The organism is Planctomycetota bacterium (genome assembly GCA_021414025.1).
GTDB lineage: Bacteria > Planctomycetota > Phycisphaerae > Phycisphaerales > SM1A02 > SYAC01.
Genome location: JAIOPG010000002.1, coordinates 349,002 through 374,665 on the forward strand (window position 1 = coordinate 349,002; position 25,664 = coordinate 374,665).

A 25,664-nucleotide genomic window follows, 5' to 3' on the forward strand; every position below is an offset into this window, starting at 1 on the left:
ATCAGGCCATGCCCGCCGACGCGGATCTCACGCCGGAATCCCTGCTCGCCGCCTACGCCGCCGGCGCCTTTCCAATGGCGGACGCGGAGACCGGCGTTGTCGCCTACTACACCTGCGATCCGCGCTGCGTCCTGCCACTGGAGGCCTTCAAGCTGCCGCGCACCTCGCAGCGGGCGATCCGGGGCAGCCAGTTCCTGGTCCGCGCCGACACCGCGTTCGAGAAGGTGATGCGCGGCTGCATGCTGCCGCGGCCCGATCAGGAGCGCACCTGGATCTCCGAGTCGATGGTGGCGGCTTATGTCCGTCTGCACGAGCTTGGTTTTGCGCACAGCGTCGAAGCCTGGATCGAGGAGAAGCTGGTCGGCGGCCTCTACGGCATCTCCATCGGTGGGGCTTTTTTCGGTGAGAGCATGTTTGTGTTGCGCGGCGCGGGCGCCGGCAACGCCAGCAAGGCCTGCCTGCACTGGCTGGTCACGCACTTGAAATCCCGCGGCTTCACGCTGCTGGACAGCCAGTACGCCAATCCGCTGGTGCTGAGCTTTGGCGGGGTCGAGATTCCCGCGGCCGACTATGAAAAGCGTCTCGCCTCGGCGATCGACCTCGACGTGACTTTCTAGAAATTCACTCGCGTCTATGGTCGACGGCGCAACTCTTACTCAGTCGCGCTGCGCGGAAGGCCGAGCTCCTCCAGGGAGAGCGTTGAGCCCGGCGCGTCGACGGCCTCGTAGCCTTTCTTGCGCAGCGCAAAGATGATCTCGCGAAAATCCGCGGGCACCGCCGCGGTGAAGGAGACCTTGGCGTGCGTGGAGGGATGCTCGAAGCGCAGCATGGCCGCATGCAGCGCCTGCCGGTCCATCACGATGCGTTTTGGGTCGCCCTCGATCCCCAGCTCCGCCGCGGGAACGTGCTTGCCGTCGTAAAGGTCGTCGCCGACCAGCGGCCAGCCCAAGTGGCTCATGTGCACGCGGATCTGGTGCGTGCGCCCGGTGAGCAATTCAAGCTCGACCAGCGCGTAGCCCTGGTAGCGCTCGATCGTCCGGTAGATGGTGCGGCTGGGACGGCCTTCTTCACCCCAGCGCACGGCATAGAGCTCGCGCACCGTGGAGTGCTTGCCCAGCGGCAGGTCGATCATGTCGGCGACGGGTTCAGGCGTGCCATGCACGAGTGCGAGATAGCGCTTCTCGGTGGTGCGATTCTCGAATTGCTTGGCGATGCGCCAGTGCGCAGTGTCGGTCTTGGCCGCGACCATCACACCGGTGGTCCAGCGGTCCAGCCGATGCACCACGCCGGGCCGGGCGAATTCCTTGCCCACCGCGCTCAGGGCGCCCTCGGAGCGGTGCAGAAAATGCCAGGCCAGCGCGTTGATCAGCGTGCCGCGCTTGTAGCTTCGCGCCGGATGCACCAGCAGCCCGGCCTGCTTGTTCACCACGATCAGGTCGCGGTCCTCGTAGACGATGTCCAGCGGAATGTCGTCGGCGGGCACTTCGGTGGAAGGGGGCGGCGGCAGAACCGCGACGATCTTGTCCCCCTTGTGCAGCTTGGTGCTGGGCTTGGGAACGCGGCCGTTGACGGTGATGCTGTTTTCGTGAATCAGCTGCTGCAGCGAAGTCCGGCTGAGAAAAGGAATGCGGTCGACCAGATAGCGGTCAAGCCGCTTGTCCAGGTCGCGCTGCAATTCAAAGGTCACCGTGACGGGCGTCTCGTCGTCGCCTTCCTGGCGCTCGTAGAGCGCAAGAAGCTCCTCGGGATCCAGCTCCTTCACTTGGGCGCGGCGGGCGTCGCGGGCGGGACCACAGGGGCGGACATGATCCCGGTCGACTCCATGCCGGTCGGAGCCAGCAGATTTTGCGTGCTCGCGGTCGGGTCCAGCGTCGAGGGTTGCTCAGCGGGGCGCGAGGGCATGGCGCGGATCTGGCTCAGCTCGGGAAGCGAATCCTTGCGGGTTTGAGCAATCTTGGCCAACTGCGGATAGTGCGTGTCCAGCAGATCGTGGGCCTGCGTCAAGTAGAGCGCGGCCTGGGTCGGATCATTGCGAGTCTCGGCGACGGCGGCGCGGCCGAAGAGCCCGGTGGCGGCGATCAGCGACTTGGCGCCTTTCTTGGCGATGTTCGCATCGGCGACCTTGGCGTAGAGGCGGTCCGCCTCGGCGAGGTACTCGGTGCGCAGCTCGGGAGTCACCGTCGCGTCGGGGGCGGCGGCCTCGCGGTCGAAGCGCTTGCCGGAGGCCACCGATTCCATGTAGGCGTCGGCGGCGTTGAGCGTGGCCAGGTCGGAGATCGCGTCGGTGCCGCTGTGCTTGTTGGCGACCTCGATCAGGGCCTGCGGCGTCTGCGAGGTGAGCAGCTCGTTCCAGGCGCCGTCGCGGGCCAGGGCGGCGCGATTCTCCCACCAGTAGTAACCCATGAACGCGCAGAGCACGAGCATGGCGGCCAGCAGGTAGTTCGGTCCCTTGGTCTTGAGCCAGAAGAGGAAGTCGCTGTTGAGGCGGCTCTCGGTGAGCGTGCCGTGCTGGATTTCTTGAAGTCGCTTGTCCATAAGGAGAAGGAGTGTAGCGGGAAGCGCGGTCCGACCAAGGCTTTGCCCGTACCCTCGGGCCGATGAAGGGATTGATCGCCGTGGACCTGGATGGAACGCTGCTCGACGCCAAGGGCACGGTGTCGGCGCGGAACAAGGAGGCCCTGGCCAACCTGCAGGCCGCGGGATACGAGGTGGTGCCTGCAACGGGGCGCTCCTGGCGCGAGTCGCGCCGCGTCTTCGAGGCGATCCAGACCCAGGGTCTGGCCATCACCTCCGGAGGAAGCGTGCTCAGCGATGCGGCGACGGGCACGACCTTGGAGCGCTCGACCATCGAAGCCGATCTCGCCCGTCAATTGGCCGCCGAGGTCATCGAGCGCGGGCTGCTGGCGCATCTGCTCTGCGACCATGCCGCCAGCTCGCACGACTACTGCCTGATCGGCACCGGCGCCATCGATCCGGCGACGCAGTGGTGGCTCGAGTCGCACAATGTTCCGGTGCGCCGCGCCGCCGACCTCGGCGAGGCGGAGGCCCACGGCTTCGATCATGTGCTGCGGGTGGGGGCCGTCGATCGCGGCGACCTGCTGGAGCCGGTCTGCACGTCGATGCGAGAAAAATTCCGGGGCCGCGCCACCATGCAGTCGTGGAGCGCCGTCACCGCCACGGCGGCGATCGGCAGCGAGACGCACCTGCTGGAGATCTACTCCCTGGACACCGACAAGTGGACCATGCTGCGGAAGCTGCGCGACCGGCGCGGGCTGGGCAACGAGCGCGTCTACGCGATCGGCGACGGGCTCAACGACCTGATCATGGTGCGCGAAGCGGGGGTGGGCATCGCCATGGGCAATGCGCACGCCCACGTCCACAAGCATGCCAAGCACATCGCGCCGCACCACGGCGAGGATGGCTTTGCGCACGCCGCGGAGCGGATCCTCAGCGGAGCCTTCACTTCGGAAGCGGTACGATCCGCGTCGTGACCTCCTTCGGCCGCGATCAGAGCGAAGTGTGGACGCCGCCGGTGGTGCGCGCCGAGGGCTACGTGTTGTGCACCGCCTTCGAGGCCCTCTTGAAGGGACTTTTCGAGTGCGAGTGGCCGGTTTCCGACGTCTTCGCGCCGCGGCGGCAGCCGCTGGACATGCTCTTTCGCGTGCTCGTGGAGCCGCGCTCCTTCGAAGTCTCGCAGCGGCACGGCCTGACCCTGCACACCTCCGTCGACGCCACCCGCGCCGTGGAGCTGGCCCTGCGCTCGGCGGCGCTGGGCAAGCGCGCCGTGGCCTTCGTCCCCAACGACCAGTTGCACGCCGCGATGGCGCTGCTGGCCCGCGAGCGCGTGGGGCGATTTCACGGCGAGGGGCGAGTGGTCTTCGTGCTCGAGGACAATCCCTATCTCTCGTCGATGGCCTGCCCGCTGCAAAGCGCTGCGCAGCTGGGCCTGCCTTGCCTGGCCCCGAGCACCGTCGATGGTCTGCGCGTCGGCATCCAGGACGCCTTCCGAGTGGCCCAAGCCACCGAGAGCGCGGTGGCGCTGATCGCCCATGTCGGCTTGCTGCGTTCGCTGGACACGCTGGAGGTGGAGCCCAACCGCGTGCTCGACCGTGTGGACGCCGCACTGGAACTGAAGCGCAACCGCCGGCCCACGCGCAGCGCCGAGCGAGAAGAGCCGCTGGCCATCGCGCGGCGGCTCGAGCTCAATCAACTGAGCGCCATGCCCTCGCCGGGCGAGACCGAGCCGTGGGGGGTGGTGGCCACCGGCTCCTGTGTGATGGCGATCCGGCATTTGCTGGAAGAGCTTGGTCTTGCGGGAAGGGTGCCGCTTCTGGCGCTGACAATGCCGCACCCGCTGGATCAGGCTTCGCTGGTGCGCCTGCTGTCGCGCTGCGCCAATGTGGTGGTGCTGGAGCCGCGCCCCGGAACGCTGGCCAGCGAGGCGCTGCAGGTGGCGGAGATGGCGCGGCGCTCCGGCGAGAAGATCGCCGCGATCTGGTGGGATCGTCTTCCCTCCGACGGCGAGGTCGAGCCGGTGTTGGAGCTCAACGACGCCACGCGCCCCTCGATCCTGGCCCGCAAGATCGCCCACATCCTGAGCCAGATTCGTCCCTCGCTCGCAGTGGAGGAGCGCCTCACCGGCAGCGTCCCGCAGACCGAGAGCCTCAAGGTGCCCGACCGCGGCGAGGGCATCGGCGCCTCGGGCGCGATGGATTCTCTGCGCTCCATCATCGCCGAGGTCGCGGAGCAGTTCGCCTCGCGCAACGAGTCGACCCCGCAGGAGACGCGCACCGGGATCATCTTCGAGGGTCGCGACGCGCCGGAGTCCGACCGCTTCGTGGTGGTGGAGGCGTGGGACCGCCGCCGCTTCGCCCGCGAGGGCGCGACCGCGGTGCGCCAGGCGGCCCGCGACAGCCAGCCGCGCATGTTCGCCGTCTGCGACCTGGGCGGCGAGGACACCCCTGAGATCGAGCCGCTGGCCCGCGCCGCCATTCCGCAGGACGCGGCCTCGCCGGTCGAGGTGATGCACGGCGATCTGAACGACCGGCCGACCTTCCGCGAGCTGCTGCGCTCGGCGGCCCTTCGCGACGGGCTCACCATCGTCATCGGCCGCGACGGCCCGCCGCCGCGCCGCGACGTTTATCTGCTCGATCGCGGCTTCGCCGAGGTGGACCGCATGGGGTTCGTGCCGCTGCAGCGCGCCATCTGGTCCGCCGAGGCCGCCTGCGACGTGCGCCCCGCGGCGCCGGCGATCATGGTGGAGCGCGGCCTGGAGCGCGGCACCAATCCGCTGCGCACGGAGTTCAAGGTGGAGGTTCTTGCGGATCGAACGGGCGCGCGCTTCCAATTCAACGCGCGGCCGCTGCTGGAGCAGGTCGAGGTGCTGCGCACCAAGCCGCCGCGTCCCGATGAATTGCAGCCCGGAGCGCCGCGGCCTGCGCCGCCGAAGATTGTCCACGCCAACAGCGGCCGGTGGCGGGCGCATCTGGCCGGATGGCGCGGCGACTTGCCGGGACTTGCAGCCCTTGCGCTGTGTGAAGCGGGTCGCTCGATGGGCTACCGCGTCCAGGCGGTTTCGCAGGCAATTCCCGTTGGTCCGGGCCGCCGCGCCTGGAGCCAGGTGGTCTTCACCAGCCTCGACGCGGTCCACTCGACCTGCGCCACGCAGATTCCCTACGGTGAGGCGGACGTGGTCATCGGACTCGATCCCGTGGAGACGGTGCGGGCGCTGGGGCCCGATCCCTTTCTGCGGGTGGCGCAGCGTGATCGCACCTATCTCATCGCCAACACCGGCCTGCTGGATGATCAGGTCGACGCCGAGGACATCAAGTCCGCCGGCGATTTGGCCATGGCGGCCTCCTATATGTGCCGCGGCGATGGCGTGCTGTTGATGGACGTCGCCAACATCTGCCGGCAGACCTTTCTGACCGAACGGCTCACGGATCTCGTCCTGCTGGGCATGACTTTTCAGCAGGGGCTGATTCCGGTGAGCGAGAGCGCGCTGGAGGCCGCGGTGGGCCGCATCGAGGAGCGAGGCTATGGCCGCTGCGTGCAGGCGGTGCAATATGGCCGCGTGCTTGCGGCGGAGCGGACGCGTCTGATGAACCTGCCGCTGGGCGCGGGCGAGACCAAGGACCGCGGGCCCGAGGGGCTGGCGCGGCTGGTGCGGCGCATCGACCTGGAAATTTCCGAGAGCGGATTCTTCGCGCGGCGCTCGCGCGGGCGCTTCCGGGCGCTGATGCGCGAATTGCTGCAGACGATGGCGCCGCTCTCGGGCACGCGCGCCGGCCGCGCCGCCCGGCGCGACGCCGTCACCGGGCTCCATCGCTGCTGGCTCTGGGGCGGCATGGCCTACGCCGAAACCTACGCGCGCCTGCTGCGAGGTCTGGCCCGCGCCGATTCGGGCGAGGATGGTTGGCCGCTGCTGGTCTACGCGCCGCTGCCGCTGGCCGAAGTGATGCTGATCCGCGACCTGGTCTTTGTCGCCACCATGAGCACCAGCCTGGAGCAGCGCCGACTCACGCGCCGCCGGCTGGATGTGCGCGCCGGCCGCGGCGACAAGATGGAGCGGCGCTTCCTCAACCGCATCGAGGCCACGCTGTTCGGGCGCTTCATCCGCCTGGACTTCCGCTCCAGCGACTGGCCCGCCAAGGTGATCCGCACGCTCTCCTGGCTGGTGCCGCTGGGCGTGCGCGGCAAGCCCACCGATCGCGCCTCGCGCGACGCGGTGACCGAGATGGTGGTGCGCGCCGCGGCCGAGCCGGAGCGCCGTAATTCGTGGGGGGCCTTCTTCGCGCGGCTGCACGAGTCCGCCGTCGACGGCACGCTGCTCTCGTTGGACGAGAAGTCGATCCGCTCGTTGGCGACGGAATGGCTCAGCGCCTCTGAGATCGCGGCCGCTACCGCTGAGCCGTCCGCGCGGCTGACCCCGTCTTGACCTCGTGGCGAAGCTGACCGCACGCGGCGGCGATGTCGCGGCCTCGGCTGGCGCGGATGTGCACATTCACGCCGCGGTTGCGCAGCACTTCCTGGAAGAGATGGACATCATCCGAAAGCGGCCGACGGAAGGGCAGGTCCGCCACCTCGTTCCAGCGGATCAGATTCACATTGGCCCGCAGCCGCTTGGCCAGTCCGGCCAGTTCCTCGGCATGCTCCGGACGGTCGTTGAATCCACCCAGCACGATGTATTCCAGCGTGATCTCGCGGCCCGTCGTGCGGAACCATTCGTCGCAGGCGTCCAGCAGCTCGGCGATCGTGGAGTATTCCGCCCAGGGAATGATCTGGCGGCGCATCTCGTCGTTGGGCGCGTGCAGGCTCAGGGCCAGCGTGACCGGAATCTCGAAGCCGACCAGCTTGCGAATGGCGGCCGGAAGCCCGACGGTGCTCAGCGTGATGCGCCGCGCGGAGATGCCCATGCCCCACGGAGCGTTGAGCGTGCGGATGGCGTCAGTCACCGCGGAGAAGTTCGCCAGCGGCTCGCCCATGCCCATGAACACAACATGCGAGATTCGCTCCACGTCTTTCAGGCGGCCGAGCCGCCACGCCTGCTCCACGATGCGGCCGCGGGTGAGGTTGCCCTCGAGTCCGCCGATGCCGCTGGCGCAGAACTTGCATCCCACCGGGCAGCCGACCTGGCTGCTCACGCATGCGGTCTTGCGATCCTCGGTCGGAATCATCACGCACTCGGTGGTGCGGTCGGAAGTGGTTTGGTTGGCGATCGGCAGCGAACTTGCCGAGGGTGAATGGTTCATGATCGGCAGCAAGCCCGTTGCAGGCGCGGAAGTATCCGGCCAGGCGAGGAGCAATTTCCGCGTGCCGTCGGTGGCGCTCATCTCCGCCTGCAAGCGGCCCTGCTCGAAGATCATTTCGCGCTCCAGCGTCTCGCGGTTGAGCTTGGAAAGATTGGTCATCAGGGCGGGCTGGATGACGCCCTTGGCATAGACCCACTCCATGATCTGCTTGGGCACGAAGGCCGGCATCCTGCGCGCCGCGGTCCATTCCGCAAGCGTGGTCGGATCGAATTCGAAAAACGCGGAGCGTTCTCCCGGGCGGCTTGGCGAGTCCGATTCGGTCACTGGGTGGCGCCGATGGTCAGGTCAATGGTGCGATGGGGAATGCGCCGCTCCTCCAGCCAGCTGTGCAGGGCGGGGGCGCTGTCGGTGCGGACCACGCGGCAGCTGCTCGGGTCGACGCCGCGCTGGCGCATCAGGTCCTTCAGGGTGCCGGGCAGGCCGAACTCGACCTCTTCGCGGTAGATGTCGCGCTGCTCCACCTCGCCGCCGAAGCGCTCGATGAGCTCGGCGATCAGGTCGTGCACCAGGTCCTCCGGCGCACTGGCGCCGGCAGTGATCAGCGTGGTCTCGACGCCTTCGAACCACTCGGGCCGCAGCTCGCTCTTGTCGTCAATCAGCCGCGCCTTGGTGCCGACCTTCTCGGCGATCTCCGCCAGACGAACCGAATTGCTGGAGTTGCGGCTGCCGACCACCAGCACCAGGTCCACGTCCGGAGCCAGGGCCCGCACGGCGCGCTGCCGGTTGGTGGTGGCGTAGCAGATGTCGCTCGAAGGCGGTTCCTTCAGCAGGGGAAAAGCGGTCTTGAGCGCCTTGATGATCACGTCGGCGTCGTCGGTGCTCAGTGTGGTCTGCGTCAGGTAGACCAGCTTTGCGGGGTCCTTGATCTGCAGCTTTGGAATGTCGGCGGGGCTCTGCACCACCTGGATCGCTTCCGGCGCCTCGCCGCGCGTGCCCACCACTTCCTGGTGATCGAGATGGCCGACCAGCAGAATTTGGTAGCCCACGCGGGCGTAGCGGATGGCCTCGTTGTGCACCTTGGTCACCAGCGGGCAGGTCGCGTCGATCGCGGTCAGGCGCCGCGCCTCGGCCTCGGCTCGCAGCGCGGGGCTGACGCCATGGGCGCTGAAGACCAGGATGGAACCCTCGGGCACGTCGGCCACGTCCTCGACAAAGGTCACGCCGCGGTTGCGGAAGCGGTCGACCACGTGCATGTTGTGCACGATCTCGTGGTAGACATAGATCGGCTCGCCGGGGCAGAGCTCGAGCAATTGGTCGACCACGTCAATCGCCATGTAGACGCCGGCGCAGAATCCGCGGGGATTGGCAAGGACAAGTTTCATCGAATCCGATGATAGCTCGCGGCTTGGTAACTTCAGAGCATGTCAACTTCGAGCGAGTCCGGTCCCGCGGTGTACATCGACGGCAAGTTCATGGGACCCGATCAGGCCATGATCAGCGTCTACGACCATGGTTTCCTCTATGGCGACGGCATTTTCGAGGGCATCCGCATGTATGGCGGAAAAGTCTTCAAATTGATGTCGCATCTTGAGAGGCTTTTCGGCGGCGCGGCGGAGATTCGCCTGAAGCCGGCGCTGGACCGCGCTCAGATGGCGCAGGCGGTGCGCGACACCGTGGCCCGCAGCGGCTTGAAGGATGGATACATCCGGCTCATCGCCTCGCGCGGCAAGGGTTCGCTCGGGTTGAATCCAAATCATTGTCCGACATCGAGCACGATCATCATTGTCGACCGGATCCACTTGTATCCGGAGAAGATGTACGAGCAGGGGATGCCGATTGTCGTGGCCAAGCGGCCGCGCATTCCCGCGGTGTGCCTGGATCCCGCAATCAAGAGCCTGAACTATCTCAACAACATCCTCGCCAAGGTGGAGGCGCTGGACGCCGGCGTGCACGAGGCCATCATGCTGAACATGGCCGGTGAAGTGAGCGAGTGCACCGGCGACAATATTTTCGCGGTGAAGAAGGGCGTCCTGTACACGCCTCCGGTGACCGCGGGCATTCTGCGCGGTGTGACGCGCAGGTTTGTCATCGATACGCTGGCGCCGGCCGCGGGGCTGCAGGTGAAGGAAGGCCCGCTGAAGCTGGGTGATGTGCTCTCGGCAGATGAGGTGTTCCTGACGGGAACCGCCGCGGAAATCATCGGCGTCTCCAAGATCGACGCCACAGTGATCGGCGGCGGGGGAGTCGGCCCGATCACCAAAAAACTTGCCGCGGATTTCAAGAACCGGGTCAAGAACAACGCGCCGGAAGATTGACCCATGGGATTCCGAGCCTGGAAGTCCAACTACAACCGATTCGTGTTGGCAGCTGTCGTTGTGCTTGTGCCCTTGGGCGTCTACGCCGTTTTCTCCAAATCGCAGAAAACTCAGGACTACCTTGGAGTCCTTTTCACGATTTTCATGGCATTGGTGATTGGCAGCAGCACGCTGTGGCTCTGGCATCGCAATCTCTGGAGCAAGTTGATCGCTGTCTCCACCTGGCTGTGCATCCTCTTCGCGGGTTCGGTTTTAGTTTCGGGGTTCATGGAGTGGTCCCACTGGTGGTCTCCGGAATCGCTGGACATGATGCATGCGGTGATTTGCGCGGTGATCTACCTGCTCTTGGTGACGGACTGCCAATGGCTCCTTCGGTTGAAATTGCAACGGGGGGTCGACCGATGGCTTCGCGCCGTGTCGGTTGTTCTGGCGATCGTGTTCGGGACGCTCATCATTTTGGCAAACGAAACGGACTGGATGAAGGAGCTGCTCGGCCAAGTTCGCGAAGAGCAACTCATGTTGAATTTGTTCATGACCGTTGTCGCGAGCCAGGTCGTTGTGGCGATCCTGGCCTCCATCGGAAAGGAGAGGGCGGCGAAGCTGTCCCGGAAACACCTTGGGGGATTCATGCTTCAATTCAATTGTCCGCGTTGCGGCGCGGCGAATCGGCTGCCGACAGGCGGTGCGACCTGCTCTGCATGCCACCTGGAGATTCAAATCGAGTTCGATGAGCCTCGATGCGAGTGCGGCTACATGCTTCACAAGCTGACGGGGATCAACTGCCCGGAATGCGGCAAGGTGGTCCCGGAAAAGTTGCGGTGGGATTCCGCCGTGTCTTCTCAGTCCACCGACCCGGTCCTTGGGACAAAGAGTCCATGCATTTCATGAGCCGCGTCAAAACCAACGCGCCGGAGGATTGACATGGCCTATCGGTTGTGGACCTCTCGCTTCAACCGATTCGCCCTGGCGGTGATTGGCGTGATGTTGCTGCTGGGCATGTACGCCATTCTTGCCAATTCAGAGTGGACTGCGTGCATTCTCGCAACGCTGGTGCTGACCTTTTTGGGATTGGTGCTTGGCCGCTGCTTCCTCTGGCTTTGGTTTCAAAGTCCCTGGCTCAAATTGGTCGCACTTTCAAGCTGGCTCTGCATCTCTTTTGTTGTATCAATCTTTGTCTCGAGCATTTGGGAGTGGTCTCATTGGTGGTCGCCTCGGTCGGACGAAATGGAACGGATGGTCTTGTGCGCCCTCATTTATCTGCTCATGGCGTTGGATTGCATGTGGCTGCTGCGGCTGCGGCTTCAGAAACTTTCGAATCGGTTGATCCGGGCCGTGGCGTTCGTGCTTGCCGTCGCCGTGGGAGTGAATGTGATCCTTTTCGCATTTTCAAAGGAAACCGAGATGTATCTCAAGAACTCGATTCCATTCGAGTGGTTCGCTATTTCCTACATGATCGCCGGAGCAAGCCAGATTGCCTCCCTGATCCTGGCCACCATTGAAAAAGAACGGGCCGTGAAGATGGCCCAGAGTTACTCCGATCGCATCACGGTCCAGATGAATTGCCCGCGTTGCGGCGAGGCGATTCAATTGCCCATGGGGCCTGCGCATTGTTCAAAGTGTCGGCTGGCGATCCAGGTGGTATGCGACGAGCCCCACTGCGAGTGCGGCTACTTGCTTCACAAGTTGACCGGGATCAACTGCCCGGAATGCGGCAAGGTGGTTCCGGAAAAGTTGCGGTGGGATTCCGCCGTGTCAACCGCGCCGGCGGATTAAGCGATGGGATTCCAGGAATGGAAGGCCAATGACAACAGAATCGTGCTGGCGGCGGGGAAAGTCGGGTGGCCGGCGCGCCACGAAACACTTCAGCCGATCTCGATCGCATGCAGCGCGACCGTATGGCTCTTGCCGCGCAGCATGACGTCGCCCAGCGACTCGACGCGCATGCCATCGGGCACCGCGAGGCGCGCCAGCAGGTCGCTCGAGATCAGCGCACGCCGGCCCAGCTTCCGGCATTCCTGGTCCATACGGGAAGCGGTGTTGAGGGTGTCGCCGAGGAACGCGATCTCGCGCCGGGCGTCGCCGACCTCGCCGACCGCGATCGGACCCGCATGCATCGCCGCGCGGCCCAGCGGCGCGACCCCGAACTCGGAGCGGTAGGTCTCGCGATTGCGCTCCATGACGGCGACAACCGCGGCGAGGCAGTGCAGGATGCGCGCGTCGCGCACCGCCGCCACGGTCGGCCAGCTGACGATGATCCCGTCGCCGACAAAGCGGTAGATCTCCCCGCCATGTGCCACAATCGCCTCGCTCACGTCGGTGATCACGCGGTGGAGCAGGCCGAGAAAGCGTTCGTCACCGATGTCCTCGGCGATCCCGCTCGAACTCTCGATGTCCAGCAGCAGGAAAGCACGATCCTCCAGGACCGGTCGATGGTAGCGCCCGATCACCAGCCGCCACAGCACGCCCGGCCCGAGCAGGCGATCGACCTCCATCAGCGAGACTATGACGAACGACACCGCGAGCGAGTAGAGCGCGTCTCCGGCGAGGACGAACGTGCCGCGTTCGGTCGGCGGCGCGAAGTGCCGCACGACGGCGAGCACCGGCATGATCCAGACGATCCAGAGCCCAACCTTGACCGCGACGAAGGCGGCGAAGGGGAGGCGGCGCAGGGCGCGGCCTGCCGCGCTCGCGGCTCCGTAGGTCTCGAGGAGCGTCACGCCGCCGGCGATCGCGGCGCCCGCGGCCATGCCGCGCGCGGCGGCGGCCCAGCCGGGCGGCTCGATCGCCAGCATGTAGGCGAATCCGAGCGCGGCGCCGATCGCGGCGCCGACGAGAACGATGTGGGCGCGACGACGGGCGAGCGCGGTATCCATCGGCGCGAAGTCTAACATTGCACACCGCGCCGCTACGACTTGATTCGACTATTGAGTTTCGATGGCGGTCTGGCCCACAGTGACAGTGACCGGAGCCTTCGACTTGTCGTGATTCTCGCGGTGCAGCGGCTTGGCGCGGAGCAGGCTCCAATCCGCGACCGCTAGATCCGGGCTGTCTTTGCCGTCATGGACGCGCAGCAGGTCGTAGTGGTTGTCACGCTGCGCAGGCAGGAAACCCGCGTCGCGGATCAGCCGGCAGATCTCCGCTTCGTTGAGGCAGTAGGTCGTGCCCGCGCTGCTGACCACGTTCTCCTCCATCATCACGCTGCCCATGTCGTTGGCGCCATGAAGAAGCCCGGCCTGGCCGACCAGCGGACCCATCGTCACCCAGCTCGAGCCGATCGACCAGACATTGTCCAGGTGCAGGCGGCTGATCGCCTGCGTGCGCAGATAGTCGGTCGCGCCGCTCATGCGCACGCGGCGGCCGAACTCGGGATCCGCGTCTTTGGTTCCGTTGCCGTCGAGCCTGGCCACGACATCGCCGGGGAATTGCTTGCCGCTCCCGACTTCTTCGTCCCAGCCTTTGGCCCGGCCCAGCGGCGTATTTTCGCGCTGGAAGGGCCAGGAAATAAATGCCATGCAGCGGCCGCCCCCATCGTGCGAGAAGTCCGCAATCGCGCGGTCCTGCCACTGGCGGACCAGTTCCATGTGGTGAATGCGGTCGGCGAAGCCCTCGATGTGGCCGAACATCATGGTGGCGCTGGTGTTCATGCCCAGTTTGTGCGCCACGCGCATCACGGTCAGCCACTCTTCAGCAGTGCATTTGCCCAGTCCGATTTTCTTTCGCACCGCGGGGGCGAAGATTTCCCCGCCGCCGCCCGGCACGCTGTCCAGGCCCGCCGCGTGAAGGACGCGCATCACGCTCTCCAACTTTTCTTCCATCGTCGCGCCACCTGATTTGAAGAAGCGCACGAATTCCACGAATTCCGGCGGACTGAACGCGTGGACATGGACCTGCGGATAAGCCGACTTGATCGCCTGCAGCAACTCCACATACCACTCAAGCGGCAACTCGGGATTCATTCCGCCCTGCATCAGAATCTGCGTGCCGCCGATGGCGACCAGCTCGCGGATCTTCTCCAGGATCTTCTCCGTCGGCAGCGTGTAGGCATCGCTCTCGTCGCCGTCGCGGCGGAAGGCGCAGAAGGTGCACTTGGCGGTGCAGACATTCGTGTAATTGATGTTGCGGTCGATCACATAGGTGCGGATGCTCTCGCCGTGCAGGCTCCGGCAGCGCTCGTCGGCCCAGTGGCCGAGTTCCGCCAGCGGCATCTCCTGGAAGAGTCGCAGCGATTGCTGCGGCGTCAGCCGCGCCGCGCCGGCGGCGACATCGCGCAGAAGTCCCCGGTCAAACGCGTCGATCGTCGCATGAAGTGGCGGCATTCCGGCAGTCTAGGAGCAACCGCGATTGGAGTCCAAACATGAAAGTCAGACCCGGAGTCTCTGCCAGTTGCCGTAGCGGAAGCGCGCCAGGAAAAGCAGCCCGCGGATGCCCAGCTCAAGGCTCAATCCCCACCAGATGCCCGCGAGTCCGTAGCCCATCCACACGCCCAGCGCCCACGCCAGCGGCAGGCGGATCGCATAGATGCTTCCCACCGTGATCGCCAGAATCCATTTCACATCACCCACGCCGCGAAGCCCTTGCCGGACCGTCATGCTCAGCGCGAAGAACACCTGCACCGTGCCGCAGGCGAAAAGCAATTTCGGAACCTCATCCAGATGCACCGGTTCGCTGGAAATGATCGACGCGAGGAATCTTCCCTCGGTCATGAAGAGAATTCCCATGGCGCCCATGATGCTCATGCCCAGCACGGTGCAGGCCCAAATCGCCTTGCGCGCCATCTGCGGATTCTTGGCGCCGAGGTATTGCCCGGCCAGCGCGCCGGCCGCGGTTCCCATGGCGAACCCGGGAAGAAACGAGAAGGCTTCCCACTGCACGGTGATCATGTGGGCGCCGATCAATCCCTGATGTGGCGGCAGTCCGGTGGCGCCGCGGGCGATCTGCCCGATGAAGCCCATGATGAAGAGGCTGGAACCCCACATCGCCAGCCCCTCGAAGAAATTCGGAATGCCCAGCCGCGTGATGCGCCAGGCGATCTTGCGCTTCGGCTTGAGCGTCTTCTTCTCCAGCCGCAGATCCTTCACGCCCCTGACCATCACCCAGACCGTCGCGATGCCGCCGACGATGTAGCTCAGCGAAGTTCCCGCGGCGATGCCCCACACGCCCCAGGTTTCAGGATCGATCGAGAGCGGTGCGGGCAACTCGTTTCCGTTGAAGCGCAGCACCACGCCCGAGAGCATCCAGCTGGCGAAGAGATTGATGACGTTGATGCCGATCGAGATCAGCGACGGCTTGGTGGTCTCGCCCGCGCCGTGCAGGCACATGCCGCCCACGGTCATCACGCCGCAGAAGGGCATGCTCCAGGCGATCACCGAGACATAGGTGGAGCAATGCGCGGCAGCTTCGGGCGAAAGGCCGGAGACCGCCGCCAGCGGCGCCGCCAGCAGCCACATAAAGAGGCCGACCAGCGCGCCCCACACGACGCCCAGCGTCACGCTGGCGCCCAGCGCCTCGTGCGCGTCGCGCTTGTTGCCACTGCCCATCGCGCGGGCGATGATCGCCTGCCCGCCCACGCCGAGCCCGGCCAGCGCGATGCCGGTGAACCACCCCACATACGTGCCGATGCCGATGCCGTCCATCGCGGGCACGACCACCTTGCTGGGCAGGTTTCCCGCCAGGATCTTGTCGGTCATGCCCACGCAGGCGGCCATGAGCTGCTGCAGCAAGACCGGAAGCGCGAGAATCCAGATCGCGCTCCACATGCTCTTGCCCGCCAGTCGCCCGGAGCGGATCTCGCCGGATTCGAACGAATCAGCGTCGATCTCCGCGACCGCCATGAGGGTGTCCGCAGGATCGTCCGGGCCGATCGAGGTCATGGGCACATCGCGGTCCGCGTCGGCGGCTCGCTTCTTCGGTTTCGTCGACTTCATCGATCAGCGCATGCTTTCACTTCGGTGAGTTGCCCAGGTTCTGGAAATCATCCGGCGCGGTTGAAGGCGGCAGCTTCGCCTCGTCCATGCCTACCGGCACGCCGGGCTTCTCGAAGTTGAGCGGCGCCCAGAAGGTGATGTAATCCCAGAACCCCTTTTCGCGCTGGTAGGTCGGATAGAGGTATTGCAGCTCGCGCCGAAAGGGGGTCTTGGTCGCCCGATACCAGCTCAGCCAGAGGCGGCGGTCCAGGGCGAAGTCGTGATCGGTCAGCAGGCGCAGCGAATCGTTGGCCGCAAGATTCACCGCCAGCTCGCGGTGGTCGACCATGGCGCAGAGCGCCTGGAAGGAGTCGTCGGCGGCGTACTGGCCCAGCGCTATGGCGATCTCGGTGCGGACCGCGGCTTCCTCGTTCTCGTCGGTTCCGCGCGAGCAGAGAAGAGCGGTCATCTTGGGATCATGGATGCGCTGCAATGCCTTCGCGGCCGCGATGCGCACCTGGATGTTTTTGTTCTGCAGTTGTTTGGCGACGAGCTCGGCGTCGCTCACCTCGCCGTGTCGGGCCAGCGCGTCCAGCGCGCTTGCCTTGACCAGCGGATCGGAGTTGTCCTCGACATAGAGCCGGTACATGCTGAGGTAGGCGGGGCTGCCGCCCCACGGCGCGTTGGCCAGCAGCACGGTGCCGCGGCGCTGGTTCTCGTGGTCGTAGGGATCCAGGGCCCACTGGGCGGCCTGCGCCGGCGAGGGCGGTGAAAACGAATTCGTGAAGGAGTTGAAATCGCTCGTCATGGTGTCACAACCCGCCAGGAGAGCCACTCCGCCGAGCGCGAAAATTCCGGGCCACCATTTCACGCCGGGCAGTATAAGGTTGTGCATGGAATCAGCCGTGAAACTTCACGCCTTCGCTCTCGGCCGCTGCGAAACCAACGCCTATGTAGTCGAAGTCGCGGGGAAAAAGGGAGAAACCGGGAAGCTCGCCTGCTGGATCGTCGATCCGGGCGAGGCGCCGGAGCCGCTGCTCGACTTCCTTCGCTCGTCGGGATTGAAGCCCGAGGCGATCCTGCTCACCCACGCGCATGCCGACCACATCGCCGGGCTGGATCAGGTTCGCGCGATGTATCCGAAGATTCCCGTGCTCGCCCACGCGGCGGAGCATGAGTGGTTCGCGGATCCCCAGCTCAATCTTTCCTATTTCATGGGCGAGCCGATCTCGGTTTCGGCGCCGACGGGCACGCTGCAGCAATCCCAGAAGCTTTCCCTTGGCGGTGTCGAGTTCGAAGTGCTCGAGACGCCCGGTCATTCGCCGGGCTCGGTGACTTTGCACTGCCCAAGGGAAAAATTCGCCATCGTCGGCGACACGCTCTTTCAAAGCTCGATCGGCCGCACGGATTTCCCCGGCAGCGATCATGCCACGCTGATGCGTTCCCTGAATCAGGTGCTCATGAAGCTGCCCGACGACACCGCGATCCTGCCGGGACATGGTCCGCCCACCACGATTGCACAGGAACGGCGCAGCAATCCATTCCTAGCGGGCCGCTGATCCCGCCGCCTTCTTCGCCGCGATCCACTTGGTCATGCGGGCCTCGAGCACATCCAGCGGCAGGGCGCCATCACCAAGGATCGCGTCGTGGAAGGCGCGCAGGTCGAACGAAGCGCCGAGCTCCTTCTCGGCCGCGCTGCGCAACCGCCGGATCTCGAGCTCGCCAAGCTTGTAGGCGCAGGCCTGGCCGGGCCAACTGATGTAGCGGTCGATCTCGCGCTCGATGTTCAACTCGCTCAAGGCGGTGTTGGATTTCATGAACGCCACCGCCTTGTCGCGACTCCAGCCCATCGAGTGCATGCCGGTGTCCACCACGAGTCGGCAGGAGCGCCACATCTCGTAGAGCAGTCGGCCGAAGTCGTTGTAGGGATCGTCGAAGAGCTTCATCTCGATGCCCAGCCGCTCCGCGTAGAGCGCCCACCCCTCCACGAAGGCGGTGAAGCCCATGTCGCGCCGCACCGTGTGGCGCTGCGGTAATTCCTGAGCGAGCGCGATCTGCAGGTGGTGTCCGGGCACCGCCTCGTGCAGGGCCAGCGGAATCATCTCGTACTTGGGTCGCTGATTCAGTGCGAAGGTGTTGGCGTAGAACCAGCCGGGATTGCCCGCGTCCAGGCTGCCCTGCTGGTAGTAGGCGGTGGTCTGGCTGGGGGCCATGAAGCGGGGGATCTCGCGCACGCCGTAGGTCAGGCGCGGCAATCTCCCGAAGAGCGCCGGCAGGTGGGCGTCGATGCCCTTGCAGACATCGCGGTAGCCGCGCAGCAATTCCTCGGCGCTCTGGTAATAGAAGCGCGGATCGCTCCGCAGGAAGGCCGTGAAGCGCGAGAACAATTCGTCGTCGGGGAGGGAAGCCAGCGCCGAATCCGGGGTGAACCAGTCGGTGCGCCGGATCACCTGCAGCATCTCGGCGCGGATGCGGGCGACCTCGGCCAGTCCGATGGCGTGGATCTCCTGCGGCGTCTTGGTGGTGGTGGTCTGCTGCTTCAGGCGGAAGGCGTACCACTCCGGTCCGTTGGGCAGCGAGGCGCAGGCAATCTCGTCGCTGCAGCCGGGGATGTACTTGTTCTTCACGAAATCACGGAAGGTCGTCAGCGACGCCAGGATCTTCTCGATCGCCTTGTCGCCGCGGGCAGCCAGCGCCTGCTTCTGCTCGGGGGTCAGGTCGGGATAGGTGCGCAGGAAGGGGGCCCGCAGCGCCTCCAGCTTTCCGGCGATCACTGCATCGAACTGCGAATCCATTCCCTGCAGAATCACCTTGGGCTGGGTGATGTGCAGGCGCAGACCCTCCTCGAGCAGGGCCTGCTGGTCGGCGAGCTGCTTGGGAACCTGCTCAAGTCGCGCCGCGTGAGCTTCCAGATCGCGGCCGCGCTCAAACGGCATGCGCTCTGACATCTGCGGGATGTTCTGCTGCGGCCCGCCCAGCGGCCCGATCACCAGCAGGTGCTCCTGAAATTTCTGCGACTGCACGCTGAGCTCGAGGTCACGCAGGACCAGGTCCAGGTCGAGCAGCTCCGTTTCGCTCAGGCCGTCGCGCGGAACGCTCTTGAGCGCGCCCAGCAGCGCGATCGTCTCTTTGTTGCGCCGCGCGGTGGCGGCCGCGCTCTGGTCGCTGATGCGGAAGGCGTCCGCGGGGCGGCCATTGGCGATCGCCTCCATCGGGTCTTCGCGGTCGCGGAAGGCCTGGATGGAGTCGAAGGCCTGGTTGAGCACGGCGGAGCTGCTTGGCTTGGCATCCGCTTTCGCGGCGCCGCCGGCGACGGCCTGTGCGCCCGCCGGTTGAACCGCGAAGAAGATCGCAACAAGGGCGCCGACCGAAATGATTTCCGCAAGAGGATGGTGCTTGGCTCGCATCGCATCAAAGTAGCAGGAGTGGGGCTACTCTTGCCAAATGCCGATTGAACTGACGCTTGGCCACAGCCCGGATCCCGACGATGCCTTCATGTGGTGGCCGCTTTTCGGCGTGGATGGCGGGGAACCCGAAGTCAGCGACGATCGCTTCCGCTTTGTGCAGGTGTGCGACGACATCGAGTCGCTGAACCGCCGCTCGGCGGGCGATGCGAGTCGGCTGCTGGACATCACGGCGATGAGCTGCGCCAACCTGCCGCTGGTGGTCGAGCGCTACTGCGCCACTGCGTGCGGCAGCAGCGTGGGCGACGGCTACGGACCCAAGCTCGTTTCGCGCGACCCCATGACCACGGCGCAACTGAAGGAACCCGGCGTGGTCATCGCCGTGCCCGGAGTGCGGACGACTTCCTTCATGGTGCTCAGCCTGCTCCTTGGGCCCGGCAAGTTTCAATACAAGGAAGTTCCCTTCGACCAATTGATGGAAGCGGTGGAGTCGGGCGAATTTCCCGCCGGCGTGGTGATCCACGAGGGGCAGCTCCAATTCCAGGACCGCGGTCTCCACCTGGTGCAGGATCTCGGCGCCTGGTGGAAGCAGCAGACGCAACTGCCGCTGCCGCTGGGTCTCAACGCCATCCGCCGTGATCTCGACGCGCGCTACGGCGCCGGCACCTCGCGCAGCGTCCAGCGATTGCTCGAGCGCTCGGTGGAGCACGCGATGCAACATCGCGACAAGGGAATCGAATACGCCATGAAGTTCGCCCGCGGCATGGACCAGGGGCTCGCCGGAACCTTCGTCGACCTCTACGTGAACCGCATGTCGCTGGACTTCGGTCCGCGCGGTGAAAACGCCATCCTTCGCCTGCTTTCCGATGCGGCGGCGGCCGGGCTGGTCCCCGCGGTGCGCTCCACCGAATCTCTCTTCGCCGCTCGATAAAACACATCGGCGATTGCGGCTATATTCTCGCCCCTTCGCATGAGCCTCTCACCCACGCCAACTGAACAGGGGTACACCCCGCCATCCGTGCGCCAGTTCGGCGTCTTCCTGGACAACAAGGTGGGCAAGCTGCTCGATCTGCTGCAGAAATGCGATGACCAATCGGGTCTGAATCTGGCCGCCTTCAGCATCCTGGACTCGAGCGACCATGCCGTTGTGCGTCTGATCTTCAACAACGCCGACGCCGCCCGCGTGGTGCTGCGCAGCAACCAATTCACCTTCAGCGAAGTGGACCTGCTGGTGGTGGAGCTGCCCGAGGGCAAGAGCCTCACCAATCTCTGCCTGCACCTGCTGGGCGCCGAGCTCAACATCCGCTTCGCCTATCCCGTCATGATGCGCAAGCAGGAGGCGCCCACGGTGGCGATCGCGGTGGACGACCTCACGCTCGCCGGCCAGATCCTGCTCCGCAAGGGTTTCCGCCTGCTGGGCGAAGAAGACCTCGTCTGATTCACGGTCGCGCACTTTTTCAACCAGGAGCAACGCACATGGCACGCAAAGTCCGCATGACCGCCACCGGCCCGATCAAGATCGAGCCCCAGGACAAGCCCATCTTCATCTGCGCCTGCGGCCTCACCAAGAATCCGCCCTTCTGCGACGCGAGTCACAAGAAGTGCCGCGACGAGCCCGAGGGCAAGTGCTTCGTCTATGACGCCGAGCACCAGCGCGTCGAAATCCCGGAGTGATCGTCCGTTGGAGCCCTTGCGTGGTTCGGCCCTGAGCCGAGCTGCTGATCCGGGCTTCAGCCGGGGTAGATCGCCGAGGTCTTCTCGGTTTCCCAGACCCGAACCCGAACCAGCTCGCCGCCGAGCTTCTTGACGGGATCAACGATCCACTGGTGGCAGACCCGGGCAATCGATTCCACGCTGGGATTGGTCTTGGCAAAGCTCGCCACATCCGTGTTGAGGTGCTTGTGATCGAGCTTGTCGATGGCGTGCTCCCGCACCGCCTTTTCCAACTGCGTCAGGCTGAAAGTCGGCGGATCCTGGATCGGTGAGCGCACCGAAACCTCAAGGCGGTAGTTGTGGCCATGCCCCGCGGCGTTGTTGCACTTGCCGAAGATCCTCTGGTTCGCGGCGGCATCCAGGTCGTCGCAATGAAGCCGATGGCTGGCCGCGAACTCGAAGGATTGGGTCAGGGTGGCGTGGTTGGGCATGGAGTCCTCATATTGGAAGGAAAGAAAGCGGCTTTGGTGGAGAATCAGGAACCGGAGCGGAAAGGGCAATTCCTTTTTCAAGGCCTCGGCGACCGGCTTCAGAACCAGGGCCTGGTGACCGCCCTCGCGAAAGGATCGATCCAGTAGGGGCAGGGCGGTTCGCCGGGCGATGTCATCGATTTCCTGGATGGAAATCAGGTAACCGGTGCGAGGATCGGGCTCGCCGGCGATCGCGATCTCAAGGGAGACATGGGCGTGCCAGCCCTCGGCGGTCGGCCATGCGGCGTAAGCGTTGGATCTGGGAGAAGTTAGTTCGACGGGGTGAACGGGAGAGAGGGCGAATCGAACCGTTCGGCACAGCAGCATGCTTCAAGAATAACCAGATGGCGATCAGAATGAATTCGTTATCGCTCGTGCGGACGAGAACTCCCTCATCAATCGAGTCGATTCACTCTCTTGAGGCGATCAATTGTTTCGCTCAAGTGAAGAATTTTGAAAATTGCGATAAATGTGATTCACACCGTTGAACCATGGTGCGTAGCAGGGATAGGATCTTTCACTTACCAAGCCCCCGGAAGGGCTCGACGTGAGGCTTGCCTCCGTCGGGCCTTTTTTATTTCTCCTACTCTGGACCTCGGATTTCAAGTCCATGAGCCAGATCAAAACCCGCATTCCAGGATTTCTTTTCGCGCTGGCAAGTGTGCTCGCCGCCGCGGCAGGTTGCAGCCCCAATGCACAACCCGCCAAGAGCGACTCCGACACAACGCTCGCCGCGACTTCCGCCGCGCCCGCCGAAATCATTCTTTCCAAGGGGTTGTCGATCGACCGTGCCGCGGGGGAGATCCGCGTGCAGGGGCAGATCGCCCTTCGCCAGGGCTTTCTCGAGCAACTGGTCTGCGGAAAGGGAAGCCGCGAGCATGAATCGCTGGTCGTGGTCTCGGTCCCCGCCTCCAGCATCCACGCGGCGCTGCTGGCGGCCAACGCGCGGGCCGGCCATCCCGGCAAGTGGTCGCTCGTGCCCGGCACCGCCAACGATCTCCGGCTGGAGCCGCCCGACGGCTCTCCCGTTGACGTCGAGGTGCAGTACACCCTGCGCGGCGAGACGCGACGCATTCCGCTGGGTGAATGGGTTGAGGATGCCCGTCACAAGGAAACCTTCGATTCGAAGGCATTCGTCTTTGCGGGCAGCCGCTTCGAGCGCGACGGCCGCGGCGGTCAGCGCTATGCGGCGGATGTATCCGGCTCCATCGTGGGACTCGTGACTTTCAGCGACGAGGTGATCGGCTACTCCAAAGTCATTCCCGACCAGGCGATGGTCTCCGAGCCGCGCTGGCAGGCGAAGACGCGCGAGATGCCTCCCGAGGGAAGCGACGTGCTCCTCATCCTGAAAGTGGCCAAGCCGTAGGATTGGTCCGATGCGAATTCTTGGGATCGATCCCGGACTGCGCCGCACGGGATACGCCTGCGTCAAGGTCGATTCGCGCCGCGCCGAGCCGTCGCTGATTGAGGCCGGCGTGCTGCGCATCGCCACCACGGGTCCGCTGCACGCGCGGCTGCTGCAGATCCGCACCGAGCTGCTCGAGGTCCTTGCGGACTTGAAGCCCGACCACGCCGCGGTGGAAAGCCTCTTCAGCCATGTCAAGCACGCGCAGACCGCCATCATCATGGGCCATGCCCGCGGCGTATTGCTGGCCACGCTTGCGGAAAGGCGCCTGGAGATCGCCGAGTTCGCCCCCGCCGAAGTCAAGCGCGCCGTCACCGGCCGGGGCAATGCCACCAAGGAGCAGGTGCGCCGCGCCGTGATGGCGCAGTGCGGACTGCGCACGCTCAAGGGCCCGCACGACGCCAGCGACGCCATGGCGATCGCACTGACCGCGGCTCGCCGACTCTCGGGCCCGGGAAAGTCCCGCTAATCTCACCCTCATGTCCGCCGGCAATCTTCTGATCCAGTGTCGGCGCATCCCCTCGGATCAGTTGACGCCGGTGCTTGCCTACCGGCGCCTGGTGGCACCGGACGATCGCAACGCGCCAAGTTTTCTCCTGGAGAGCGTGGAGCAGAGCGGGGGCATCGGCCGCTACTCCATGCTGGGAGCGCGGCCGGCGCAGGAAGTCATCGCCCGGGAAAATGCGGTTGAGGTGCTTCGAAATGGCACGCTGGAGAAGCGGCTTGAAGCCGCGGATCCGCTGCAGATTCCGCGGCAGATCACCGCGGACTGGAAGCCGTTTTCACGCGGCGCGATTCCGGCGGCCTTTCACGGTGGCTGGGTCGGGTTCCTCTCCTTCGACGCAGTGCGATGGCTCGAGCCCAAGGCCCTGAGTTTCAAGAATGCACCCAGGGACGACCGCCACCTTCCCGACATGCACATGGGCCTCTACCTTCAGGTCGTGGTGTTCGATCACGCCACGCGCACGCTCGACTGCGTGGTGGCCCGGCCTCTGGGCGAGCATGGATCGGAAGCCGCGGCGCGGACGGCGGCGGACGAGGCGATCGAGAACCTCAAGCTTGAACTGCTCCGCGAACGCCCCGCTTTGCCCACAGGCGAGATCCACATCGATCTCCGCGTCCCGCCCAAGCCGCCCGCGCGGAGTTCCATGAGCCGCGCCGAATTCGAAGGCGCCGTCGCGAAGGCCAAGCAGGCCATCGTTGCCGGCGACGCCTTCCAGATCGTTTTGTCGCAGCGGCTCGAGCGCGAAACCGCCATCGATCCCTTCGAGATCTACCGCGCCCTTCGCATCGTCAATCCAAGTCCCTATCAGGTCTACCTGCAGGCTTCCGGTTGCATTCTGGCGGCTTCAAGCCCCGAGATTCTCTGCCGCGTGCGCGACCGGACCGTGGTGAGCCGGCCGCTGGCGGGCACGCGCCCGCGCGGCGACACGCCGGAGCTCGACACGAAACTGGAGGCTGAACTGCGGGCCGACGAGAAGGAGCGCGCCGAGCACATCATGCTCGTCGACCTTGGCCGCAATGATCTCGGCCGCGTCTGCGAGTCGGGCTCGGTCCAGGTCGAGCGCTGCATGGATGTCGAGCGCTACAGCCACGTGATGCATCTCTCCTCGACCGTCACCGGCGAGCTGGGCATGGGGCTGGACGCCTGGGACGCGCTGCGGGCCACGCTGCCGGTGGGCACGGTCTCGGGCGCGCCCAAGATCCGCGCCATCCAGATCATCGACCAGCTTGAGCCGGTGCGCCGCGGCCCCTATGCGGGCGGCATCGGCGTGATTGGCTTCGACGGATCGATGGACATGGCGATCTCGCTGCGCACCATGGTCATGCCCACCAATCGAAAGCCTGGCGCGCCGTGGACCGTCCATCTGCAGGCGGGCGCGGGCGTGGTGCTCGACAGCGATCCCGCGACCGAGTGGCAGGAGACCATGTCCAAGGCCGCCGGCCTGGGCCGGGCCATGGATCTGGCCGAAGACGCATTTTCAGGAAGCTGAATCGCTTGCCTTGCCGGCGGTCGGAGCTTCCTCGCTCATCTCGTCGGCCAGGGCCAGGGACATGCGGTTGACTCCGTCGGCGATCCACCAGATGGCGACCAGGCCGCAGGCGGCGGCGACCAGGATTGCGGCGGCCCGGGCCAGCGTCACGGCATTGGAGTCGGCGGGGTCGCTGGGCATCCACCGGATGACAAAGTGCAGCGCGAGTGAAAAAAGCAGCAGGCACGCGACGATGGCCTGGGTAATGCTGACCCAGGTCGACTCAAGCCAGACGGCGACCGAGGAGATCATTCGCGTCGCGGCCAGAAGCTCCAGCACCAGCAGCACGAACCAGACATTTTCCACGGAGACCAGCAAAGCCTTGCCTTCCTCAGGGAACGAAGCCCCGTTGGTCATGAGCACGCCGATGGCCACCGCAAGCCCGCCTCCGGCGTTGATCGAATTCATCACCTGCCAGACGCGCAGCCAGCCGAACTCGTCACCGATGCCGCCCAAGGCAAAACCTCGCTTGATTTCGCGGATTCCGATCCAGCGGAACCAGCAGCTCATCGCCAGGACCACCACCGCGACGCCGCCGAACATCGGCCACCACATCGCTCCGACCGCCAGCGGCAGCAGAAGCCACATTCCCGTGGAAAAGGTTCCTGAAGCCGAGACGAAACTGGCGAGCGCCTCGGCCGGGGACTGGATTGGAGCGGGGGGTTTCAAT

The 25,664-nt window shown here is 65.3% G+C and carries 24 protein-coding genes; 13 read left to right on the forward strand and 11 right to left on the reverse strand.

The genetic code is table 11. The annotated features are described in order from the left end of the window. The first annotated feature begins 8 nt into the window (after positions 1–8). The gene (gene aat, locus K8R92_02210; protein ID MCE9618703.1) at positions 9–617 is read left to right on the forward strand and encodes a leucyl/phenylalanyl-tRNA--protein transferase; all 609 of its coding nucleotides are present in this window, start codon (positions 9–11) and stop codon (positions 615–617) included. A 35-nt stretch (positions 618–652) separates the two neighbouring features. Here aat and K8R92_02215 read toward each other — a convergent pair whose 3' ends face one another. Both K8R92_02215 and K8R92_02220 read right to left on the reverse strand, forming a co-directional pair. Then, a complete protein-coding gene (locus K8R92_02215; GenBank protein ID MCE9618704.1) occupies positions 653–1,762 on the reverse strand; it encodes an RluA family pseudouridine synthase in 1,110 nt (369 codons plus the stop codon). Next, entirely contained in the window at positions 1,759–2,535 is a 777-nt protein-coding gene (locus K8R92_02220; protein MCE9618705.1) for a hypothetical protein, read from the reverse strand. Before K8R92_02220 ends, K8R92_02215 begins: the two co-directional genes overlap by 4 nt. Positions 2,536–2,597: 62 nt before the next feature. Here K8R92_02220 and K8R92_02225 point away from each other — a divergent pair, with 62 nt between their 5' ends. Continuing rightward, positions 2,598–3,491: an HAD-IIB family hydrolase gene (locus tag K8R92_02225; GenBank protein ID MCE9618706.1), complete on the forward strand. Its 894-nt coding sequence runs from the start codon at positions 2,598–2,600 to the stop codon at positions 3,489–3,491. Continuing rightward, positions 3,488–6,937: a 2-oxoacid:acceptor oxidoreductase family protein gene (locus K8R92_02230; GenBank protein ID MCE9618707.1), complete on the forward strand. Its 3,450-nt coding sequence runs from the start codon at positions 3,488–3,490 to the stop codon at positions 6,935–6,937. The genes K8R92_02225 and K8R92_02230 overlap by 4 nt, the downstream gene beginning before the upstream one ends. Here K8R92_02230 and rlmN read toward each other — a convergent pair. Further along, entirely contained in the window at positions 6,900–8,075 is a 1,176-nt protein-coding gene (gene rlmN, locus K8R92_02235; protein ID MCE9618708.1) for a 23S rRNA (adenine(2503)-C(2))-methyltransferase RlmN, read from the reverse strand. The two genes, K8R92_02230 and rlmN, sit on opposite strands and share 38 nt — an antisense overlap. Continuing rightward, positions 8,072–9,133 carry a 4-hydroxy-3-methylbut-2-enyl diphosphate reductase gene (gene ispH / locus K8R92_02240; protein MCE9618709.1) on the reverse strand — a complete coding sequence of 354 codons (1,062 nt, stop codon included), beginning with the start codon at positions 9,131–9,133 and terminating at the stop codon, positions 8,072–8,074. The genes rlmN and ispH overlap by 4 nt, the downstream gene beginning before the upstream one ends. Positions 9,134–9,172: 39 nt before the next feature. On the opposite strand from ispH, the gene ilvE reads away from it, so the two are divergent. The 3 genes from ilvE (at position 9,173) to K8R92_02255 (ending at position 11,839) form a co-directional block, all read left to right on the forward strand. Beyond that, positions 9,173–10,066 (forward strand): branched-chain-amino-acid transaminase, encoded by an 894-nt coding sequence (gene ilvE / locus K8R92_02245; protein MCE9618710.1) that lies wholly within the window; start codon positions 9,173–9,175, stop codon positions 10,064–10,066. Positions 10,067–10,480: 414 nt separating this feature from the next. Then, positions 10,481–10,954, forward strand: a complete 474-nt coding sequence (locus tag K8R92_02250; GenBank protein MCE9618711.1) for a zinc ribbon domain-containing protein — start codon at positions 10,481–10,483, stop codon at positions 10,952–10,954. A 33-nt stretch (positions 10,955–10,987) separates the two neighbouring features. Beyond that, on the forward strand, positions 10,988–11,839 hold the full coding sequence (locus K8R92_02255; GenBank protein MCE9618712.1) for a hypothetical protein: 852 nt from the start codon (positions 10,988–10,990) through the stop codon (positions 11,837–11,839). Positions 11,840–11,928: 89 nt separating this feature from the next. Here K8R92_02255 and K8R92_02260 read toward each other — a convergent pair whose 3' ends face one another. From K8R92_02260 to K8R92_02275, 4 genes are all read right to left on the reverse strand, one after another. Further along, a complete protein-coding gene (locus tag K8R92_02260) occupies positions 11,929–12,939 on the reverse strand; it encodes an adenylate/guanylate cyclase domain-containing protein (GenBank protein MCE9618713.1) in 1,011 nt (336 codons plus the stop codon). 48 nt (positions 12,940–12,987) lie between these two features. Then, positions 12,988–14,271, reverse strand: coding sequence for a radical SAM protein (locus K8R92_02265; protein MCE9618714.1), 1,284 nt, complete (start codon positions 14,269–14,271; stop codon positions 12,988–12,990). A 156-nt stretch (positions 14,272–14,427) separates the two neighbouring features. After that, the gene (locus tag K8R92_02270) at positions 14,428–15,990 is read right to left on the reverse strand and encodes an MATE family efflux transporter (protein MCE9618715.1); all 1,563 of its coding nucleotides are present in this window, start codon (positions 15,988–15,990) and stop codon (positions 14,428–14,430) included. A gap of 16 nt (positions 15,991–16,006) precedes the next feature. Continuing rightward, a complete protein-coding gene (locus tag K8R92_02275; protein ID MCE9618716.1) occupies positions 16,007–16,864 on the reverse strand; it encodes a HEAT repeat domain-containing protein in 858 nt (285 codons plus the stop codon). Between the two features lie 10 nt (positions 16,865–16,874). Between K8R92_02275 and K8R92_02280 the strand changes: the two genes are divergently transcribed. Further along, positions 16,875–17,528 (forward strand): MBL fold metallo-hydrolase, encoded by a 654-nt coding sequence (locus tag K8R92_02280; protein MCE9618717.1) that lies wholly within the window; start codon positions 16,875–16,877, stop codon positions 17,526–17,528. Here K8R92_02280 and K8R92_02285 read toward each other — a convergent pair. Further along, positions 17,514–19,376, reverse strand: coding sequence for a DUF885 domain-containing protein (locus tag K8R92_02285; protein ID MCE9618718.1), 1,863 nt, complete (start codon positions 19,374–19,376; stop codon positions 17,514–17,516). The genes K8R92_02280 and K8R92_02285 overlap by 15 nt on opposite strands. A gap of 37 nt (positions 19,377–19,413) precedes the next feature. Between K8R92_02285 and K8R92_02290 the strand changes: the two genes are divergently transcribed. The 3 genes from K8R92_02290 to K8R92_02300 are packed head-to-tail and all read left to right on the forward strand — an operon-like array spanning position 19,414 to position 21,047. Further along, entirely contained in the window at positions 19,414–20,304 is an 891-nt protein-coding gene (locus K8R92_02290) for an ABC transporter substrate-binding protein (protein ID MCE9618719.1), read from the forward strand. A 39-nt stretch (positions 20,305–20,343) separates the two neighbouring features. Then, positions 20,344–20,811 carry an acetolactate synthase gene (locus K8R92_02295; GenBank protein MCE9618720.1) on the forward strand — a complete coding sequence of 156 codons (468 nt, stop codon included), beginning with the start codon at positions 20,344–20,346 and terminating at the stop codon, positions 20,809–20,811. Between the two features lie 38 nt (positions 20,812–20,849). After that, a complete protein-coding gene (locus K8R92_02300; protein MCE9618721.1) occupies positions 20,850–21,047 on the forward strand; it encodes a CDGSH iron-sulfur domain-containing protein in 198 nt (65 codons plus the stop codon). Between the two features lie 56 nt (positions 21,048–21,103). Here the strand turns inward: K8R92_02300 and K8R92_02305 are convergent, their stop codons facing one another. Beyond that, entirely contained in the window at positions 21,104–21,883 is a 780-nt protein-coding gene (locus tag K8R92_02305; GenBank protein MCE9618722.1) for a 6-carboxytetrahydropterin synthase, read from the reverse strand. 283 nt (positions 21,884–22,166) lie between these two features. Between K8R92_02305 and K8R92_02310 the strand changes: the two genes are divergently transcribed. The 3 genes from K8R92_02310 to trpE are packed head-to-tail and all read left to right on the forward strand — an operon-like array spanning position 22,167 to position 24,955. Further along, entirely contained in the window at positions 22,167–22,922 is a 756-nt protein-coding gene (locus tag K8R92_02310; GenBank protein MCE9618723.1) for a YdjY domain-containing protein, read from the forward strand. Positions 22,923–22,932: 10 nt separating this feature from the next. Beyond that, positions 22,933–23,430 (forward strand): crossover junction endodeoxyribonuclease RuvC, encoded by a 498-nt coding sequence (gene ruvC, locus K8R92_02315; GenBank protein MCE9618724.1) that lies wholly within the window; start codon positions 22,933–22,935, stop codon positions 23,428–23,430. Positions 23,431–23,440: 10 nt separating this feature from the next. Continuing rightward, positions 23,441–24,955, forward strand: coding sequence for an anthranilate synthase component I (trpE, locus tag K8R92_02320; GenBank protein ID MCE9618725.1), 1,515 nt, complete (start codon positions 23,441–23,443; stop codon positions 24,953–24,955). On the opposite strand, the gene K8R92_02325 is transcribed toward trpE, so the two are convergent. Further along, positions 24,944–25,582 (reverse strand): hypothetical protein, encoded by a 639-nt coding sequence (locus K8R92_02325; protein ID MCE9618726.1) that lies wholly within the window; start codon positions 25,580–25,582, stop codon positions 24,944–24,946. The genes trpE and K8R92_02325 overlap by 12 nt on opposite strands. Positions 25,583–25,664 lie beyond the last annotated feature (82 nt).